This window comes from Neorhizobium sp. BETTINA12A (assembly GCF_023006485.1).
Lineage (GTDB): Bacteria > Pseudomonadota > Alphaproteobacteria > Rhizobiales > Rhizobiaceae > Neorhizobium.
This window is the reverse complement of record NZ_JALBGW010000007.1, coordinates 33,503-50,839: the sequence shown is the minus strand read 5'-3', so window position 1 is coordinate 50,839 and position 17,337 is coordinate 33,503. Positions and strand designations below refer to the sequence as shown.

At 61.4% G+C, this 17,337-nt stretch carries 18 protein-coding genes; 8 read left to right on the top strand and 10 right to left on the bottom strand.

Annotation, left to right across the window (positions count from 1 at the left end):
* Nucleotides 1-110 precede the first annotated feature (110 nt).
* Nucleotides 111-473 (top strand): DUF4189 domain-containing protein, encoded by a 363-nt coding sequence (locus tag MOV61_RS03805; protein ID WP_038543367.1) that lies wholly within the window; start codon nucleotides 111-113, stop codon nucleotides 471-473.
* 10 nt (nucleotides 474-483) lie between these two features.
* On the opposite strand, the gene MOV61_RS03800 is transcribed toward MOV61_RS03805, so the two are convergent.
* From MOV61_RS03800 to MOV61_RS03790, 3 genes are read right to left on the bottom strand one after another with little or no spacing between them, the layout of a single operon-like run.
* Nucleotides 484-1,512: an ABC transporter ATP-binding protein gene (locus MOV61_RS03800; RefSeq protein WP_247135613.1), complete on the bottom strand. Its 1,029-nt coding sequence runs from the start codon at nucleotides 1,510-1,512 to the stop codon at nucleotides 484-486.
* Nucleotides 1,500-3,194 (bottom strand): iron ABC transporter permease, encoded by a 1,695-nt coding sequence (locus MOV61_RS03795; RefSeq protein ID WP_247135612.1) that lies wholly within the window; start codon nucleotides 3,192-3,194, stop codon nucleotides 1,500-1,502. Before MOV61_RS03795 ends, MOV61_RS03800 begins: the two co-directional genes overlap by 13 nt.
* A gap of 12 nt (nucleotides 3,195-3,206) precedes the next feature.
* Nucleotides 3,207-4,190, bottom strand: coding sequence for an ABC transporter substrate-binding protein (locus MOV61_RS03790; protein ID WP_247135611.1), 984 nt, complete (start codon nucleotides 4,188-4,190; stop codon nucleotides 3,207-3,209).
* A gap of 242 nt (nucleotides 4,191-4,432) precedes the next feature.
* On the opposite strand from MOV61_RS03790, the gene MOV61_RS03785 reads away from it, so the two are divergent.
* Nucleotides 4,433-6,334 carry a CASTOR/POLLUX-related putative ion channel gene (locus MOV61_RS03785; protein ID WP_247135610.1) on the top strand — a complete coding sequence of 634 codons (1,902 nt, stop codon included), beginning with the start codon at nucleotides 4,433-4,435 and terminating at the stop codon, nucleotides 6,332-6,334.
* Nucleotides 6,335-6,418: 84 nt separating this feature from the next.
* Here the strand turns inward: MOV61_RS03785 and MOV61_RS03780 are convergent, their stop codons facing one another.
* Nucleotides 6,419-7,645 carry a PLP-dependent aminotransferase family protein gene (locus MOV61_RS03780; protein WP_247135609.1) on the bottom strand — a complete coding sequence of 409 codons (1,227 nt, stop codon included), beginning with the start codon at nucleotides 7,643-7,645 and terminating at the stop codon, nucleotides 6,419-6,421.
* 167 nt (nucleotides 7,646-7,812) lie between these two features.
* Here MOV61_RS03780 and MOV61_RS03775 point away from each other — a divergent pair, with 167 nt between their 5' ends.
* Both MOV61_RS03775 and MOV61_RS03770 read left to right on the top strand, forming a co-directional pair.
* Nucleotides 7,813-8,022, top strand: a complete 210-nt coding sequence (locus MOV61_RS03775) for an AbrB/MazE/SpoVT family DNA-binding domain-containing protein (RefSeq protein WP_046640381.1) — start codon at nucleotides 7,813-7,815, stop codon at nucleotides 8,020-8,022.
* Complete coding sequence (locus MOV61_RS03770; protein ID WP_247135608.1) at nucleotides 8,022-8,411, top strand: type II toxin-antitoxin system VapC family toxin; 390 nt, start codon at nucleotides 8,022-8,024, stop codon at nucleotides 8,409-8,411. Before MOV61_RS03775 ends, MOV61_RS03770 begins: the two co-directional genes overlap by 1 nt.
* A gap of 23 nt (nucleotides 8,412-8,434) precedes the next feature.
* Here MOV61_RS03770 and ilvC read toward each other — a convergent pair whose 3' ends face one another.
* The 3 genes from ilvC to MOV61_RS03755 all read right to left on the bottom strand — a co-directional run bounded on the left by ilvC (nucleotide 8,435) and on the right by MOV61_RS03755 (nucleotide 11,198).
* Entirely contained in the window at nucleotides 8,435-9,454 is a 1,020-nt protein-coding gene (ilvC, locus tag MOV61_RS03765) for a ketol-acid reductoisomerase (protein WP_037082110.1), read from the bottom strand.
* A gap of 40 nt (nucleotides 9,455-9,494) precedes the next feature.
* Nucleotides 9,495-10,133, bottom strand: coding sequence for a TetR/AcrR family transcriptional regulator (locus tag MOV61_RS03760; protein ID WP_038543383.1), 639 nt, complete (start codon nucleotides 10,131-10,133; stop codon nucleotides 9,495-9,497).
* Nucleotides 10,134-10,295: 162 nt separating this feature from the next.
* Complete coding sequence (locus MOV61_RS03755; protein ID WP_247135607.1) at nucleotides 10,296-11,198, bottom strand: AraC family transcriptional regulator; 903 nt, start codon at nucleotides 11,196-11,198, stop codon at nucleotides 10,296-10,298.
* A gap of 186 nt (nucleotides 11,199-11,384) precedes the next feature.
* On the opposite strand from MOV61_RS03755, the gene MOV61_RS03750 reads away from it, so the two are divergent.
* Entirely contained in the window at nucleotides 11,385-12,431 is a 1,047-nt protein-coding gene (locus MOV61_RS03750) for an NAD(P)-dependent alcohol dehydrogenase (RefSeq protein WP_247135606.1), read from the top strand.
* A gap of 74 nt (nucleotides 12,432-12,505) precedes the next feature.
* On the opposite strand, the gene MOV61_RS03745 is transcribed toward MOV61_RS03750, so the two are convergent.
* Nucleotides 12,506-13,111 carry a hypothetical protein gene (locus MOV61_RS03745; RefSeq protein WP_247135605.1) on the bottom strand — a complete coding sequence of 202 codons (606 nt, stop codon included), beginning with the start codon at nucleotides 13,109-13,111 and terminating at the stop codon, nucleotides 12,506-12,508.
* Between the two features lie 11 nt (nucleotides 13,112-13,122).
* Entirely contained in the window at nucleotides 13,123-13,506 is a 384-nt protein-coding gene (locus tag MOV61_RS03740) for a winged helix-turn-helix transcriptional regulator (RefSeq protein WP_405029331.1), read from the bottom strand.
* A gap of 173 nt (nucleotides 13,507-13,679) precedes the next feature.
* Here MOV61_RS03740 and MOV61_RS03735 point away from each other — a divergent pair, with 173 nt between their 5' ends.
* From MOV61_RS03735 to MOV61_RS03725, 3 genes are all read left to right on the top strand, one after another.
* A complete protein-coding gene (locus MOV61_RS03735; protein ID WP_247135604.1) occupies nucleotides 13,680-14,564 on the top strand; it encodes an SDR family oxidoreductase in 885 nt (294 codons plus the stop codon).
* Between the two features lie 78 nt (nucleotides 14,565-14,642).
* Entirely contained in the window at nucleotides 14,643-15,359 is a 717-nt protein-coding gene (locus tag MOV61_RS03730; protein WP_247135603.1) for an aspartate/glutamate racemase family protein, read from the top strand.
* A 59-nt stretch (nucleotides 15,360-15,418) separates the two neighbouring features.
* Nucleotides 15,419-16,366: a helix-turn-helix domain-containing GNAT family N-acetyltransferase gene (locus MOV61_RS03725; protein WP_247135602.1), complete on the top strand. Its 948-nt coding sequence runs from the start codon at nucleotides 15,419-15,421 to the stop codon at nucleotides 16,364-16,366.
* On the opposite strand, the gene MOV61_RS03720 is transcribed toward MOV61_RS03725, so the two are convergent.
* Nucleotides 16,363-17,115, bottom strand: a complete 753-nt coding sequence (locus MOV61_RS03720) for a pyridoxine 5'-phosphate synthase (RefSeq protein ID WP_247135601.1) — start codon at nucleotides 17,113-17,115, stop codon at nucleotides 16,363-16,365. The two genes, MOV61_RS03725 and MOV61_RS03720, sit on opposite strands and share 4 nt — an antisense overlap.
* Nucleotides 17,116-17,337: the final 222 nt, after the last annotated feature.

Below are 17,337 nucleotides of genomic sequence, written 5' to 3'. Positions count from 1 at the left end.
CATTATCGGCAACCCACAAAGTCGGTTGCAGAAATTCGGTACCGATGCGACCTTCAGGCCAGCGGCACTATTGTGATCGGGGTACGATCTGCCGTCGGGGGTTCTTGTACATGAAACGCATAATTCTGGCATCTCTGTCCTTCTGTGCTCTGTTCGCCGGTGCCGGCCAGTCGATGGCGGACGGATTTGGCGCCATCGCCTATTCGCCGCGCACGGGTGCGCTCGGCTGGTCCTACGATCATGCAACCCGCCGAAGCGCCGAACGGACCGCACAGTCCAATTGCGACGCCAGCGACTGCCGGATCGCAATCTGGTTCGATCAGGCTTGCGGCGCCGTCGCCAAGGGTCCTGACGGCTGGGGCTCGGGCTGGGGTTACAACCGCAGGGAGGCCGAAAACCAGGCGATCGGCTCCTGCCGCCAGAACAGCCGCGGCTGCAGGGTCATCCGGTGGCAATGTTCCGGAGCCCGATAAGGCCGGCGGTTTAAAGACGCCAGGCCGAGCGGATGACGACGGCGAGCCTGTCCCCGGACTTTACCGGATGGCGGCTGAAGGCGCGCAGTGTCTGCCCATCCGGCAAGGCAAGGCGCAAGGCATAACGCTCGCCTTCGAACAGAACCGACAGCACCGTCACCGCGGCACCCCCGGCGGCGATCTCGACATCCTGCGGGCGCACGAGAATGTCGGCGCAAGTCCGTTCCGTGCGATCCGCCAGAATGTCCTGCATGGCCGGCCATTCGAGAAGCCGCCTGTCACCGGCAGGTGACGGCAGCGACAGGATCGACCCCTGCCCCACGAGACCGCCGACCAGCCGGCCCTCCGGCCGCGCATAGATCTCCTCCGGCGTCGCCACCTGCAGCAGCCGGCCCTCGGACATTACCGCGACGTCGGTCGCCAGCGCCATCGCTTCCGCCTGGTCATGGGTGACATAGATCATCGTTGCGCCCGACCGGGCATGAAACTCGCGAAACGTCTCTTCCATTTCCTGGCGCAGGTGCCGGTCGAGATTGGCAAGCGGCTCGTCGAGCAGCACGACATCCGGTTCGGTGACGAGGCAGCGGGCAAGCGCCACGCGCTGCCGCTGTCCGCCGGAAAGATCGGCGGGGCGCCGGTCGGCATAGGTTTCGAGGTGGACGGCGGCAAGCGCCTCCCTCACCTTGCGGTCGCGCTTCTCGCCCGAAATGCCACGAACCTTGAGCGGATAACCGACATTCTCCGCGACGCTCATATGCGGCCAGAGCGCATAGGACTGGAAGACCATCGCCATGTTGCGATGTTCTGGCGGCACCATCTCGCTCGCGTCCGCCAACACCCGCTCGCCGAGCAGGATCGAGCCGTCGCTCGGCTGTTCAAAGCCGGCGATCATCCGGAGCACCGTCGTCTTACCGCAGCCGGAAGGCCCCAGCAGCGCCAGGAAGCCCCCTTCCCGCACCGTCAGCGATACGTCGTTGACGGCCGCCCGGCCGCCCAGATCGAATGTTTTCGAGAGGCGGTTAAGGATCAGCTTCGCCACGGGACCACACCTTTTGGCAGACGTTTCGCCATCAGTTCCAGCACGATCATCATCGCGATCACCATGACGACGACGAGGACGGAAAGTGCGGCGGCGATGTTGAAACTGCCGCTGTCATCGAGATTGTAGATCAGCACGCCGAGCGTCTGGGTGCCCGCCGACCAGAGCAGCGCCGAGACGGTCAGTTCGTTGCAGGCGATCAGGAAGACGAGGATCACCGAGGCGCCCGCGGCCGGTGCCACCAGGGGCACGAGAATATCGGCGAGACGGCGGGCAAAACCTGCGCCGGAAAGCCGCGCGGCCTCTTCAAGGGAGGGATCGAGCTGGCGGAACGCGCTGACCACCGGTTTCAGGCTGACGGCGAAGAAGCTGGAGAAATAGGCGATCAGGATGATCCAGATCGTCCCGTAGATGGAGATGCCGATCACCGGAATGGGCGCGGCGAACAGCAGGATGAAGGCGACTGCCAGCACGATGCCCGGCAGCGCATAGGGAATTTCCGCCAGCGCCGAGATGACGCCCACGAAGCGGCTCTTGCTGCGCACCAGAAAATAGCCGGTCAGCACCGTCACCACCAGGAGACCGAAGGCGGTGGCAAGCGACAGCGAGAGGGAATTGGTGAACGCGATGCGCGTCGCCGCCTGGCGGAAGAGGATTTCCTCATAGGCTTTCGTAGTCGCGGTCGCCGTGCTGAGCGGCACGCCATAGGCAGGCGCCAGCGAACTTGCGACGAGGGCAATGAGCGGCATGAAGAGGATCAGGAAGATCGTCAGCCAGAGCAGCAGTTCGGCAAGCCATCGCCAGGCGCCAAGCCGGAACACCGCGACCTGTCCCGACAGGCCGATGACGCGATAGTCGCGGCCGCGCAGCACCCGTGCCTCGACCATCAGCCCGACGACCGACAGTATGGCGATCAAGGCGGACAGGACGGAGATATCCGCGAACGTGCGAGGACCGAAAGCGGCAAATTTTGAATAGATCAGGGTCGGCAACGTGTAGATCCCGGCAGGAATGCCGAGGATCGCCGGAATCCCGAAATTGCCGACGCAGGATACGAAAGCGATCGCCGCCCCCGCCGCAAAACCGGGCAGAGACAGCGGCAGGATGACGTCCTTCAGGACCTGCCAGGACGACGCGCCGGAAAGCCTTGCCGCCTCTACACCGTCGCGCGGCAACGCCAGAAGCCCGGCCCGCAGCGACAGGTAGACCAGTGCCGCATTCTGTACGCCGTAGAGCAGCGCGATGCCGCCCACCGAATAGAGCGGCTGCGGTGAGCCGAGCGGCGGCGCTAGCCCTAGCGCCTTCAGGAGCGCACTCGAAGGACCCGTCATGCCGATCCAGGATAGCGCCGTCACCTGCGGCGGGATCATCGTCGGCAGCATGAACAGGAAACCGAGAAGAGCCTTGCCGCGGATGTCGAATAGCGTCAGCAGCAGCGCGAAACCGCCGCCCAGGACCACGGCCGCGATCATGCCGAAGAAGGAGGTCGACAACGTATCGTAGACCGACCGCCACAGGCCCGGATCGGACAGCAACTCGCTCGCCCCGCCGTGGAAGGCTGACATGATACCGGTTGCGGCAAGCCGGCCGAGCGGCAGCACGCTCAGGCAGAAGATCACGGTTATGACAAAGGGAAACAGCCAGCGTGGCTGGCCGTTTCCCCGATTTCGAGATTGTCTCATAAGGCGCTTATATCAGCCTTTGATGCCGAAAATATCCGCGAAGGCCTTGACGTCCTTCTCGGAGTTCTTGAGCGCATCGGGGGCATTGATCGGCAGAAGCTTGATCGTATCGCGAGCCGGGAAACCGGGCGGCACGGCCATGCCGTTGCGTGCCGGAATGTAGCCGAGCTTCAGGAAGCCCTCCTGGCCCTTCTGGGAAAGCACGTAGTCGATGAACTTCTTGGCATTGTCAGCATGCTTGGTGGAGGCCAGGATCGCGGCCGGCTCGGTCACCGCAGATACGCCTTCCTTCGGGAACACGAACTCGACGGGAGCGCCCTTCGCCTTTTCGCGGATCGGTAGGTAATCGACCACGAAGCCATAGGCCTTCTCGCCCGAAGCGACGGATTTCAGGATCGCACCGTTGCCGCCCGCGGCAATCGCGCCGTTTGCCTTGAGGTTCTTGTAATAATCCCAGCCGAGGCCGGATACGCCGGCGAGCGTCTGTGCGTGGATGAGGGCTGCACCCGAAGCGAGCGGGCTCGGCATCGTCACGAGGCCCTTGGCCTCCGGCTTGGCAAGGTCCGCCCAGCTGGCCGGCTTCATCGCGGCCTGGGTATTGTAGATGATGCCGGTGGTGATCAGCTTGGTCGAATAGTAGAAGCCGTCGGCGTCATAAAGCGCCTTGTCGTAATTGGCGGCTTCCGGCGACTTGTAGGCCACCAGCTGGCCGGCCTGCTTCATCCGCTCGAGCGTCACCGTGTCGGCGATCAGGAGAACGTCGGCTGCCGGATTGCCGGCCTGGATCTCGGCATTGAGCTTGGCCATGATCTGCGGCGTCCCGTCGCGCACCCACTGTACGTCGAGGCCCGGATTGGCAGCCTTGAAACCATCAACGGTCGCCTGCGCGTCCTCATTCGGCTGGCTGGTATAAAGCACGAGATCGGCGGCCTCGGCGGCGCCGGCAATCATGCCAAAAGCCACGAGGGCGGTGAAAGCGGAAAGAAGGTTCTTCATCGGAGCGTCCCTGTTCGAACATAAGCTGCGGACGATAAGCATTCCTGCTTGACAGCCATGTGACAGGCTGTGGAGCGACATCGCCTTAGGGCGTGTTTTACCAGCGGCTTACAAGATTCGAAGACTAAATTTACTGTGCTCAGATCATTCCCGCACAACGACGGCGCAAAACGCGGGCCTTCAATTGTTTCGCAACCTAATCCTGCCATCTCGTCCACCAGGGTATATTTCGGGGACGCAAGATGAAAAGCCGGGCAAACTGGGGCGCGCAGCTGCGCTATGGGTTCGACAAGAGCATGGCGGGCGGCGCGATCGCGCTGATCGGCTGGCTGGCGCTGATATCGCTGGTGGTGATCATGATCGCCGGCGCTATTCTCGCCGTAACCGGCATTGCGCCGGAAGGTGCCGAGCCGCTGGGCTTCGTCGAAGGCACGTGGGAATCGCTGATGCGCACCTTCGATGCCGGCACCATGGGCGCCGACCAGGGTTGGAGCTTCCGCATCATCATGCTGCTGGTCACGATCGCCGGCATCTTCGTCTTCTCGGCACTCATCGGCGTCATCTCATCAGGCTTGGAAGACAAGCTCGACGACCTGCGCAAGGGCCGTTCGCGGGTGCTCGAAACCGAGCATACGATCATCCTTAACTGGTCGCCCTCGATCTTCGACGTCATCTCGGAACTCGTCATCGCCAACCAGAGCCGCCGCAACCCTCGCATCGTCATCATGGCGAACAAGGACAAGGTGGAGATGGAAGACGAGATCGCCACCAAAGTCGTCGATCGCAAGAACACCAAGATCATCTGCCGCAGCGGCGACCCGACCGACCTCTACGATCTCGGCATCGTCAATCCGCAAACCTCGCGATCGATCATCGTGCTGTCACCGGAAGGTGAGGACGCGGACCCGCAGGTGATCAAGACGGTGCTTGCGCTGGTGAACGATCCCAACCGGCGGACAGAAAAATACATGATTGCCGCCGAAATCCGCGACGCCGACAACGCCGAAGTCGCAAGGATCGTCGGCGGTAGCGAAATGCAGCTGGTGCTCGCCGACGACCTGATCGCCCGCATCGTCGTCCATACCAGCCGCCAGGCGGGCTTGAGCGCCGTCTATTCCGAACTGCTCGATTTCGACGGCTGCGAGATCTACACGCTCGAACAGCCCGACCTCGTCGGAAAATCCTTCGGCAATGCCGTGCTGGCCTACGACAAGAGCACCCTGATCGGTCTCTGCGACAAGGACGGCGCCATTCATCTCAACCCCAATCCCAACCAGGTGATCGCCGCCGGTGATCGCGCGGTCATCATCGCCGAAGATGACGACTCGATCAAAACCTGGTCCGGCGACATGGGCATCGACAAGAATGCCATCAAGGCGATCGTCAAGCGAGCCAAGACCGCGGAGCGCACGCTGATCCTCGGCTGGAATCGCCGCGGCCCGATCATCGCGACCGAACTTGCCCGCTATGTGGCGCCCGGCTCGCGGCTGACGATCGCCGCCGACACGCCGGAATTCGAAGGGGAAGTCGCCTCACTGAACCTCGACAGGTCCGTGCTTGCCGTCGATCACCGGGTGATCGACACCAGCAGCCGCCCGGCGCTCGACGCGCTCGACATCCCCTCCTACGACCACGTCCTTGTTCTCGGCTACAGCGACAGCATGATGGCGCAATCGGCCGATACGCGCACGCTGATCACTCTTTTGCAGCTCCGCAAGATCGGCGAGACGGCCGGCAAGCATGTCAGCGTCGTCAGCGAGATGATCGACGTTCGCAACCGCGAGCTTGCGGAAGTGACCCGCGCCGAGGATTTCGTCGTCAGCAATAAGCTGGTCAGCCTGATGCTCGCTCAAGCCTCCGAAAACGAATCGATGGCGGCGATCTTCGAAGAGCTTCTGGATGAGGCCGGCTCCGAGATCTACATGCGGCCGATGAGTGATTATGTCGATATTTCGAAGCCCGTAAACTTCTTCACTGTAGCGCTGGCAGCCCTTCGCCGCGGCGAAATCGCCATCGGCCACCGCCGCCAGCGGCCGGGCGCCGCCGATGTCAGGAATCTCGGCGGCGTGGTCGTCAATCCGCCCCGCGCCGAAATGACCTCCTATGCGGACAGCGACATGCTCATCGTCCTCGCCGCCGACTAACAGGACAGTCGAAGAAGGTCGACCAACAAAAAAGCCTGCCGTTTATCCGCGGCAGGCTTTTTCATACCCAAATGTTTCCTAGGCTCAGGCGGCCGTCCGGATTGCGTTGGAGACCAGGCGGCCGAGCCGCTTGATACCCTCGTCGATCATCGCCTCGTCGGCGCAGGAGAAACTCATGCGCAGCGTATTGGCATTGCTGCCGTCCGCGTAGAACGCCTTGCCCGGAACGAAGGCGACTTTTTCCGTGGCGATCGATTTCGCCAGCAGCTCCGCACCGTCCATGCCTTCCGGCAAGGTCACCCACACGAACATACCGCCTTCCGGGCGCGTCCAGGTGGCGGTCTTCGGCATGTATTTGTCGAGTGCCGCCAGCATGGCATCGCGGCGCTTGCTGTAGACGGCCCTGATCTTGGCGACCTGGGCGTCGAAACCACGCGAGGCGACGTGCTCGATGGCGATCTGGTTGATCGTCGAGGAATGCAGGTCGGCCGCCTGCTTCATCAGCACCAGCTTGCGGATGACCGGCATCGCCGCGACGACGAAACCGACGCGCAGGCCCGGCGCCAGCGTCTTCGAAAAGCTGCCGCTGTAGATGGTGCGGGTGTTTTCGATGCCGCCCCGGCGGGCAATGTCGAGCGCCATGATCGGCGGAATGGCCTCGCCGTCATAGCGCAGGTGCTGGTAGGCGGCGTCCTCGAGGATTGCGATATCGAGTTCGTCGGCAAGCGCCAGCAGCTTTTCGCGGGCCGCCAGGTCGATCGTCTCGCCGGTCGGATTGGAAAAATCGGCAGACAGATAGGCGAACTTGACGGCGCCGCCGGTCTTGGCCGCGGTGTCGCGATAGGCTTCCGGCGTGCGGTTGCCGTTCAGCGAGAGCTGGTCGTAATTCGGCTCATAGGCATTGAAGGCCGAAAGTGCGCCGAGATAAGTCGGCCAGGTCACGAGGGCCGTGTCGTTCGGCGACAGGAACAGCTTGCCGAGATAATCGAGCGCCTGCTGCGATCCCGACGTGATGAACACGTTGTCGGGCGTGCAGTCGATACCGATCTTGGCGACGTCGCGGGCGATCCATTCGCGCAACGGCTTATAGCCTTCGCTGACCGAGTACTGCAGCGCCGACCCGACCTGCGCACTCGAAAAAATGTCCGCATAGGCTTCCTTGAAGGCCACGTCCGGAAACAGCGCCGGATCCGGAATGCCGCCTGCGAAAGAGATGATATCGGGCTGGTCGAGCAGCTTCAGCAGCTCGCGGATTTCAGAGGCGCGCATGCGGCTGGAGCGCGTCGCAAAGATTTGTTCCCAATCAAGCACGGGATGTTTCCTCTTATTTCAATTTTCTATGCCCAATCTTTACACAAAGACCGATAGGTCAGCAAGACTGACCTATCGCCGTTGCTGCGATTTTTTTTGGACCATTGTGCTTTACCACGAACCGACCTATCTTACCAATGAGCGATCGATGTGCTGGAGGTAAGATCATGGCGACGGCAACCTTATCCTCGAAATTCCAGATTTCCATACCCAAGGAAATCCGCGAAAAGCATAATTGGCAAGCTGGGCAGCAATTTGCCTTCATCCCGCAAGGCAAAGGGGTCATTCTCGTGCCGGTGCCGACCCGCGAGGAACTTTACGGCATGGCCAAAGGTGCCGACACCTCGAATTACCGCGACAGGAACGATCGATACTGATGGCTCGCGTCATCGACAGTTCAGCATGGATCGAGTGGCTTTCCAAGACCGCTACCGGCGTTCACATGAATGCCCAGATTCCTCAGATTTCCGAGTGTATAGTGCCGACAATCGTTCAGTTAGAGGTTTTCAAATGGCTGGAGCGAGAGCGCAACACGAGCGAGGCCCAAGGTTTCCTGGCCTATACGACGTTCGGGCAAGTCTTCGTCTTGGATACGAATGTAGCCAAGGAAGCTGCAAGGTTGTCAGCCGAATTCAAGCTTTCGACAGCCGATGCGATCATTTATGCGACCGCCCGTCTTAGCGATTCAGACCTTCTGACCTGCGACCGGCATTTCGAACATCTGCCGCATGTCACCTATGTTCAGAAATCGGGGGCGGAGCGTTAGCCCCACCCCCGAATTTGAAAGGCTTAGTTGACGCTCTTGTCGACCAGCTTGTTCTTGCCGATCCAGGGCATCATGCCGCGCAGCTTGGCGCCGACTTCCTCGATCTGGTGGCTGTCGTTCATGCGGCGGATGCCCTTGAAGCGCGAGCCGCCCGCACGGTATTCCTGCATCCAGTCCGAAGTGAACTTGCCGGTCTGAATGTCCTTCAGGACCCGCTTCATCTCGGCCTTGGTTTCTTCGGTGATGATGCGCGGGCCGGTGACGTATTCGCCCCACTCGGCCGTGTTGGAGATCGAGTAGTTCATGTTGGCGATGCCGCCTTCATAGATCAGGTCGACGATCAGCTTCACTTCGTGCAGGCATTCGAAATAAGCCATTTCCGGCGCGTAGCCAGCTTCGGTCAGGGTTTCGAAACCGGCACGGATGAGTTCGACGAGACCGCCGCAGAGAACGACCTGTTCGCCGAAGAGATCGGTTTCGCATTCTTCGCGGAAGTTGGTTTCGATGATGCCCGAACGACCGCCGCCGACGCCGCAGGCGTAGGAGAGAGCGAGTTCAAGCGCGTTGCCGGAAGCGTTCTGGTGAACGGCAACGAGGCAGGGAACGCCGCCGCCCTTCTGGTATTCGCCGCGAACCGTGTGGCCCGGGCCCTTCGGCGCGATCATGACGACGTCGACCGAGGTCTTCGGCTCGATGAGGCCGAAATGGATGTTGAGGCCGTGTGCGAAGGCGATTGCCGCGCCGTCGCGGATGTTGCCGGCAATTTCGGCCTTGTAGATGTCGGCCTGGAGTTCGTCCGGGGTCGCCATCATCATCAGGTCGGCCCACTTGGCGGCCTCGGCAACGGTCATCACCTTGAAGCCGTCGGCTTCGGCCTTCTTGATGGTCCCGGAACCGGCCTTGAGCGCGATCACGACGTTCTTGGCGCCCGAGTCCTTGAGGTTCAGCGCGTGTGCGCGACCCTGGCTACCGTAGCCGATGATGGCAACGTTCTTGGACTTGATGAGGTTGATATCGGCATCCCGATCATAATAAACGCGCATCGTTTTTTCCTTCCCTATGCGTGAGGTCTGTTGATGATTGTTATCGTCCAGCGGAGACGCCGAGCACGTCTGCCGATTGTTTCTGCGTGCCGTGCAGCGTGAGGAACGAAGCGACCGCCCTCTCTGCCTGGCGCGCATTGTCCTTGAGGCCGGGTTCGCCGAGCAGCATGCGCACATGCAGGTCGGAAACGATCAGGCCGTAAAGCGTGTGATAGGCGGCGTCCGCATTGTCGAAGCGCAGCAGCCCTGCCCTCTTTCCCTGGTCGATCAGCGCCATGGCACGGCGATCAATCTGCCGGCGGCCGTGTTCGAGCAGAAGCTTGCCGAGCTTCGATCCTTCCCGGGTCGCCTGGCCGATCGCCAGCCGGTTCAGCGCCAGCGAAACGTCGCCGGCCAGAACCTCCAGCAGATCGCGGGCAAAAAGTTCGAGGTGGTCGCGCAGGAGATCAGCGGTCAGCCGCTCGCCGGAACGCTCAAAGGTGCGCACCTTGCTCGCCTGATGGGCGATCATCGCCGCCAGCAGGCCTTCGCGATCGCCAAACCACTTGTAGAGGCTTTCCTTGGAGCAATTGGCGGCGCGGGCAAGACCGGAGGTCGTCAGCGCCTTCTCGCCGCCTTCCACGAGCAGCCGAAGCGCCTGTTCCAGAACGGCGTTCTGGCGCGGCGAAAATTCGGGCATGTCGGTGGCGTCGGCTCTCACGTTCTCAAATCCTTTTGCGTACCGTACGGTACGGTTCTGCTCGTATAAAGCATCCGCCGCAGCCGTCAAGTCCGTTCTTCGAGCTGCCGCAACGACAAGGCGCTGAGGTTTCCCGGCTGATCCACGAGGGTTTAAGCCTCGCTATTCCGCGGCAGCCAGGATAGCACCCACGTCACGCAGCGGTGACACACCGTAGAGCCGGCTGTATTCGCGGCTGAACTGCGACGGGCTCTGGTAGCCGACCCGGTGGCCGGCGCTGCCAACATCCAGCCCTTCCAGCAGCATCAGCCGCCGCGCCTCATGCAGGCGCAGCTTCTTCTGGAACTGCACCGGCGTCATCGCGGTCACCGACTTGAAATGGTGGTGCAGCGAAGATGGACTCATGCCCACATGGTCCGCCAGGTCCTCGATCCGCAGCGGCCGGTGGAAATTGGCGCGCAGCCAGGCGACGGCGCGGGCGATCCGGTTGCTGCGGCTTTCGGCGGTCGCGATATGAATGAGCCGTGGGCCATCCGGCCCGGAGAGGACACGATAGAGAATTTCCTGCTCGATCAGCGGCGCCATGGCGGGAATATCCGCGGGCCGATCGAGGAGCCGAAGCAGCCTTGTCGCGGCATCGAGAAGTTCCGGTGGCGCGACATTGGAGACGATGCCGCGCATGGCATCGGTGTCGGAACCAAGCCGGGGAACGTCTACCCGCTCCAGCAGCGCGGACAGGCGGTCCGTATCGATGGCAAGCGCGAAACATAAGTGCGGCACCTCCGGGCTTGCGACCGTGACGCGCGAGGTCACCGGCAATTCGATCGAGGTGAGAAGATAATCGCCGACGCCGTAGGCAATCATCTCGTCCCCCAGCTTGACGCTCTTGGTGCCTTGCAGGACCAAACCGATGCAGGGCCGGTAATCCATATAGAGCGGTGCGGTTGGGACCGTCCGCCGGCTGAGCATCAGATTTCCAACGGCCGTGAACACTTCCCCATCCTTCTGAACGTGCCGCGCGGCAATCGAGGCCGCCTCGTGATAGGGATTGAAGGGCAGTGTCATGGAGCCTCCGGGATGAGCAGATGAGCGCTTTTCCTATGCCGACTTGCCGATGAAACCAACAGGCGGGCAATCACTTTTGCAGGATCGTGCAAAAAGCTCGCAGGATCGCTCTAACGCCGTTGCGAGGTCCGGAGGCATAGTCCGCGCGTCCAATTCCCTCCCAACCAACAGATGAATGGAGCTCCCATGGCTATTGCAAAAGGCTATGCCGCTACCGACGCGTCGAAACCACTGACGCCCTTCACCTTCGAGCGCCGCGAACCCAATGACGATGACGTCGTCATCTCGGTGCAGTATTGCGGCGTCTGCCATTCGGACATCCACCAGGCCCGCAACGAATGGGGCAACTCCCGCTTTCCGATGGTGCCGGGCCATGAAGTGGCCGGCGTCGTTTCGGCCGTCGGCTCCACGGTCACCAAGTTCAAGGTCGGCGACCGTGTCGGTGTCGGCTGCTTCGTGAATTCCTGCATCGGCTGCGCTACCCGCGACCTCGACTACGAACATTTCCTGCCGGGCCTCACCCAGACCTATAACGACGTCGAGGCCGATGGCACGACGCCGACCTATGGCGGTTATTCGGACCAGATTGTCGTCAAGGAAGGTTACGTCCTCTCCTTCCCGGACAATATTCCGCTCGACGCCGGCGCCCCGCTGCTTTGCGCCGGTATCACGCTCTACTCGCCGCTGCGCCACTGGAAGGCCGGTCCCGGTATGAAGGTCGCGATCGTCGGCATGGGCGGCCTCGGCCACATGGGCGTCAAGCTCGGTGCGGCCATGGGCGCCGATATCACCGTGCTCAGCCAGACGCTGTCGAAAAAGGAAGACGGCCTGAGGCTCGGCGCCAAGGACTATTACGCCACCAGCGATGCCGAGACATTCACCAAGCTTGCCGGCACATTCGACCTGATCATCTGCACGGTCGGCACGACGATCGACTGGAACGCCTATCTCGGCCTCCTGAAGTTCGACGGCTCCATGGTGCTGGTCGGCGTCCCGGAACATGCGGTTCCGGTCCATGCCTTCTCGGTTATCGGCGGCCGCAAGAGCCTCTCTGGCTCGATGATCGGCTCGATCAAGGAAACCCAGGAAATGCTGGATTTCTGCGGCGAGCACGGCATCACGTCCGAGATCGAGAAGATCAACATCCAGGATATCAACGAAGCCTACGAGCGCGTCATCAAGAGCGACGTGCGCTACCGCTTCGTCATCGACATCGCCTCGCTGGCGGCCTGATCGAAAACGCGTCAACAAACAACAGGGCGGCTTCCGGGCCGCTCTGCCAGCCGATGATGTACCGGTCGCAAAGCCTAACCTCCGGCCGAACTCAAAGACGGCCCGTGCCGCACTAGCTCGTCGAAAAGATTATCCACGGCATGCGGATCGGCCGCATCAACGATCCTCAGCCCGTTTTCCCGAGCCGCTTTGTGCATTTCCGCATTGTCGTGAACGGAACGCTCAATAAACGCGTCGAACATAGCTCGATCGTCCCCCCCGGCCTGCAGATATCCCGCCTCGGCTCGCATTCTCTCCCGCAGGAAATCTGTATCGGCATGGAGACATATCCCGACAAGCGTCTCCGAAACGAGCGGCGCGATGAATTCAGGCCGCAGTGCCGATCCTTCCAGCACAAATGGTTTTCGAGCTTCTATCTCGCCGTCGATCATTCGCTTCAGGCCGGGCCACATGTTTTCGTGATGCACCCTCAGGAACCAGTAGATCGTCTTCGGCGAAAGGCGCCTATAATACTCGGCCACAGGTGGACGGACGCTCGGCCACGGCCGCCCTGGATGCCGCCCGAGACTATCGGTCGATACCATGTTCAAGTTGAGCGTCTCGGCCAGACGTTTTGCCAGCGTCGTTTTGCCGACATGCGAGCTTCCAGCGATCAATATGCCTGACAAGCCTTGATCCATAGCGGGCTCGATCAGGCGAGTTCGCTCTCGTCGTATTTCACCCGCGCGGCTTTCACCGACGGATGATTGGCTTCCGCCCATTGCAGCACCTTGGAAAGCGGCTCGAAGAGCGAGCGTCCGAGATCAGTCATCCGGTATTCGACGCTCGGTGGTTTGGTCGGAAACACTTCGCGTTCGATATAACCGTCGCGCTGCAGGTCACGCAGCGTCTGGGTCAGCATCCGCTGGGAAATATCCGGCACCAGCCGGCGAAGCTCGCCGAAGCGATAGGGCTGGCGCGCCAAGGCCCCGAGAAGCAGCGTCGACCATTTGCCGGCAATCCGGTCGATAACGTCCCGGACCGGACAATTATCCATGTTCCATCCGGACGTATCGCATTCCTTGCCATCCAGCATCGGCTTACGGCTTGCATTGAGGGCCATGGAGGTGGTTCCCTTGAAGTAACGATCTCCCTGGAAACTGCCTCCTTTACAGATCGAAGTCAATTCCTATTCTAGCGCTAGTCTCTTTTTGAGACCAACAATAATCGCCGCGCCGACAGGCCGGCCATCGCCAGGAAAGAAACCGCATGACCAAACTTCTCGTCACCGGCGCCGCCGGCCATCTGGGCCGCGCAGTGCTGCGTCACCTGCTGGAGACATCTAAGGTCGCTGCCGCCGACATCGTCGCTGCCAGCCGTGATCCGAACAAGCTCGCCGACCTTGCCGCCAGCGGCCTGGAAACCCGCGCAGCCGATTTCGACGACGAAGCCGGGCTCGTGAAGGCATTCACCGGTGTCGACCGCGTGCTGATCATTTCCACCGACGAACTGGCAACGCCCGGCAAGCGCATCACGCAGCACAGGAACGCCGTTTCCGCCGCCAAGAAGGCCGGCGTGAAGCACATCGTCTATACGTCCATGCCCAACCCGGACAAGTCGCTGGTCACCTTCGCACCGGATCATCTCGGCACGGAAGAGGCCATCAAGGCGAGCGGCGTCGCCTACACGATCCTGCGCAATTCCTGGTACCACGACAATTATCTGATGAGCATGCCGCACAATCTTCAGGTCGGCAAATGGTACACGTCCGTGGGTGCGGGCAAGATCACCACGATCAGCCGCGACGACTGCGCCCGTGCCGCAGCCGGTGCCCTTGCTAATCCGCGGGCCGGCAGCCACACCCTCACCCTCACCGGTTCGGAATCCCTGACGGCCAACGAAATCGCCGCCCGCGCGTCAACTGCCACCGGCAAGCCGCTTGAGGTCGTTGATGTCACCGACGAGCAGCTGACCCAGGGCCTTGCCGGCGCCGGCCTGCCCGCCTTCGTCGCAACTATGCTGGTCTCGGCGGATGCCAATATCCGCGCCGGCAATTTCGAACAGGTGACCAGCGATTATGAGACGCTGACCGGTCAGAAGCCGCAGACGCTCGCCGCCTATTTCGAGACCCAGAAGGCCGCCCTCGCCGCTTAGCATCTCGCCGGATTGCGGCTCTCCGAATTTCGCGATAATGAGATGGAGTTACCAAATTCCATCTCGTTTGGAGAAAAAATGCGCAAGATCGGCTTGATTGGCGGGATGAGTTTCGAAAGCACCGCGGTGTATTATCGGCTGATCAACGAGATGGTGCGCGACCGCCTCGGTGGTTTTGCGTCGGCCGATCTCCTGCTCCATTCCGTCAACTTTGCCGAAATCGTCGATATGCAGAAGGCCGGCCGCTGGGATCTGGCGGCCGAGCATCTTGCGGGCAGCGCGCGCAGGCTGAAGGCGGCCGGCGCGGAATGCGTGCTGATCTGCACCAACACCATGCATCTCGTCGCCCCGCAGGTACAGGCCGCGATCGACATACCGCTTATCCACATCATCGACGAGACCGCCAAGACGCTGACATCCAAAGGTCTGAGCCGCCCGCTCCTGCTTGCGACCCGCTACACGATGGAGCACGGCTTCTATACCGATCACATGAAGGGGCTCGGCGTCGATGTCATGGTGCCGGATGCGGACGATCGCACCGACATCCATAACATCATCTTCAACGAACTCTGCGCCGGCGCGGTTCTCGATACCTCCCGCACCCGGGCCATCGCCATGATCGAAAAGGCGAAGGCTGAAGGCGCCGACAGCATCATTCTCGGCTGCACGGAAATCTGCCTCCTGCTCGATCCGGCAGGCCTGCCCCTGCCCGGCATCGATTCCACCACCATCCATGCCAAGGCGGCCGTCGATTTCGCGCTTGGCCAGCCGGCCGTCAAACAGGCTGCAGCGTAAATTTATTTGACTCAGTCCAATAAATATATGACAGAGTCTCCCTAAAGGAGACTCTGCCGATGACCGATCCCGCCGTTCTCGATGCCGTTCGGGCCTTCAATCGTTTCTACACCAACAAGCTCGGCGTTCTCGCCAAGGGCTATCTCGACACCGATTACACGCTGACCGAAGCGCGTATCCTCTATGAGATGGGTGCCCGCAAACGGGTTTCGGCGACCGAGCTCAACCGCGATCTCGGCCTCGATCCCGCTTATCTCAGCCGCCTCCTCAAAAAATTCCGCGAGGTCGGCTTCATCGACAGCGAGCCGGATCCCGACGACAAGCGCAGCCAGATTCTCATTGTCACCGACAAGGGACAAGCCGAATACGAGACGCTCGGCGAACGTTCCCGCCAGCAGATCGCCAGGGATTTGAGGGAAGTGGACACGTTCGGCCACGAAAGACTGATCGGCTCGATGCAGGTGATCCGCAATATTCTCGACCCGCAGTCGGCCGCGCCAACACCGCCGGTCGTCATCCGTCCGCATCGTGTCGGTGACATGGGTTGGCTGATCGAAGCCCAGGCGGTCGCCTATGCGCGGGAATACGGCTGGAACGACAAGTTCGAGGGGTTGGTTGCCGAGGTCGCCGGCAAGTTCATCGCCAATTTCAACCCCGAGCGGGAGCGCTGCTGGATCGCCGAACGCGACGGCAAACGTGTCGGCTCGGTGGTCGTGGCGGATGGCGGCGGCGACACAGCCAAGCTGCGCCTTCTCTACCTTGATCCCGCCGCCCGCGGCCTTGGCCTCGGCCGGACGCTCGTCGAACAATGCATCAAGTTCTCGACACTCGCCGGTTACAAAAAGCTGTCGCTCTGGACCAATGACTGCCTGAGTGCGGCAATCCGCATCTATCAAACGGCCGGTTTCAAGCTCGTCGCAGAGGAAAAGCACAACCTGTTCGGACCGGAATGCAACGGCCAGACCTGGGAGCTCGAGCTCTGCGAGGCAAAACTGTCGTCGAATTAGACAATCTGGCCGCAGGCGCGGCGGAAGCGGCGCACGGTTTCCGCCATGCCGTATTCGAGCGCATCCGCCGTCAGGCCGTGACCGATCGAGACTTCCGCCATCTTCGGAATGCGCTTCACCAATGCCGGCAGGTTTGCGACGGTCAGGTCGTGACCGCCATTGACGCCGAGCCCTTCGGCAAGCGCCGCATCCGCCGTCCGCCCGAGTTTTTCAAGGATTTCGGCGCCGCGCTCCGGATTGTCGAAACAGCCGCCATAGGGCCCGGTATAGAGTTCGATACGATCAGTGCCCGTCCCCCTGGCGAGCTTCATCGCCTCGACGTCGCCGTCGCCATCGGCAAACAGCGACACCCGCATGCCGCCCTTCTTGAGCCGCGCCACGATCGGCTTCAGCATCTCGCTCGTGGCACGGAAATCGAATCCGTGGTCGGAGGTCGCCTGGGTCGGATCGTCCGGCACCAAGGTTACCTGCTCCGGCTGGGTCGCCTCGCATAGCGCCAGGAAATCCTCGCTCGGATATCCTTCGATATTGAACTCGGCATTCGGGAACTCGTCGTCGATCAGCGCCCGAAGAACCGGCAGGTCGGTGAAGCGGATATGGCGCTGGTCGGGGCGCGGATGCACCGTCAGGCCGGCCGCACCCGCCTGCAGCGCGATGCGCCCCAGCGCTTCGACGCTTGGCCATGGAAGATCGCGGCGGTTGCGCAGCATGGCGATGGCATTGAGGTTCACGGAAAGCTTGGTCGGCATGGCAATACCCGGTTTTGAAAGGTCGATCCGCTTTTAGGCCATGCGCCTTCGCAATGCCACCGGGTTTAGAAAAATGCACTTATAAAGAGTTTTGATGGACGAGAATTCACGAGGCAACAGGGGCTACCATTTCTTAAAGTTTTAGCTAATCTATATCTAACAGAGTTCGCCGGGCAGGCCAAAAGGCGGCGGAATACGGTTTGAACAGCGAATTCTGCCACT

Excerpts from the sequence above, each read along its gene's own strand:
- MOV61_RS03805 (WP_038543367.1), top strand. The coding sequence starts at position 111 with ATGAAACGCATAATTCTGGCATCTCTGTCCTTCTGTGCTCTGTTCGCC.
- MOV61_RS03795 (WP_247135612.1), bottom strand. The coding sequence starts at position 3,194 with ATGAGACAATCTCGAAATCGGGGAAACGGCCAGCCACGCTGGCTGTTT.
- MOV61_RS03790 (WP_247135611.1), bottom strand. The coding sequence starts at position 4,190 with ATGAAGAACCTTCTTTCCGCTTTCACCGCCCTCGTGGCTTTTGGCATG.
- MOV61_RS03785 (WP_247135610.1), top strand. The coding sequence starts at position 4,433 with ATGAAAAGCCGGGCAAACTGGGGCGCGCAGCTGCGCTATGGGTTCGAC.
- MOV61_RS03775 (WP_046640381.1), top strand. The coding sequence starts at position 7,813 with ATGGCGACGGCAACCTTATCCTCGAAATTCCAGATTTCCATACCCAAG.
- MOV61_RS03770 (WP_247135608.1), top strand. The coding sequence starts at position 8,022 with ATGGCTCGCGTCATCGACAGTTCAGCATGGATCGAGTGGCTTTCCAAG.
- ilvC (WP_037082110.1), bottom strand. The coding sequence starts at position 9,454 with ATGCGCGTTTATTATGATCGGGATGCCGATATCAACCTCATCAAGTCC.
- MOV61_RS03760 (WP_038543383.1), bottom strand. The coding sequence starts at position 10,133 with ATGCCCGAATTTTCGCCGCGCCAGAACGCCGTTCTGGAACAGGCGCTT.
- MOV61_RS03755 (WP_247135607.1), bottom strand. The coding sequence starts at position 11,198 with ATGACACTGCCCTTCAATCCCTATCACGAGGCGGCCTCGATTGCCGCG.
- MOV61_RS03750 (WP_247135606.1), top strand. The coding sequence starts at position 11,385 with ATGGCTATTGCAAAAGGCTATGCCGCTACCGACGCGTCGAAACCACTG.
- MOV61_RS03745 (WP_247135605.1), bottom strand. The coding sequence starts at position 13,111 with ATGGATCAAGGCTTGTCAGGCATATTGATCGCTGGAAGCTCGCATGTC.
- MOV61_RS03740 (WP_405029331.1), bottom strand. The coding sequence starts at position 13,506 with ATGCTGGATGGCAAGGAATGCGATACGTCCGGATGGAACATGGATAAT.
- MOV61_RS03735 (WP_247135604.1), top strand. The coding sequence starts at position 13,680 with ATGACCAAACTTCTCGTCACCGGCGCCGCCGGCCATCTGGGCCGCGCA.
- MOV61_RS03730 (WP_247135603.1), top strand. The coding sequence starts at position 14,643 with ATGCGCAAGATCGGCTTGATTGGCGGGATGAGTTTCGAAAGCACCGCG.
- MOV61_RS03725 (WP_247135602.1), top strand. The coding sequence starts at position 15,419 with ATGACCGATCCCGCCGTTCTCGATGCCGTTCGGGCCTTCAATCGTTTC.
- MOV61_RS03720 (WP_247135601.1), bottom strand. The coding sequence starts at position 17,115 with ATGCCGACCAAGCTTTCCGTGAACCTCAATGCCATCGCCATGCTGCGC.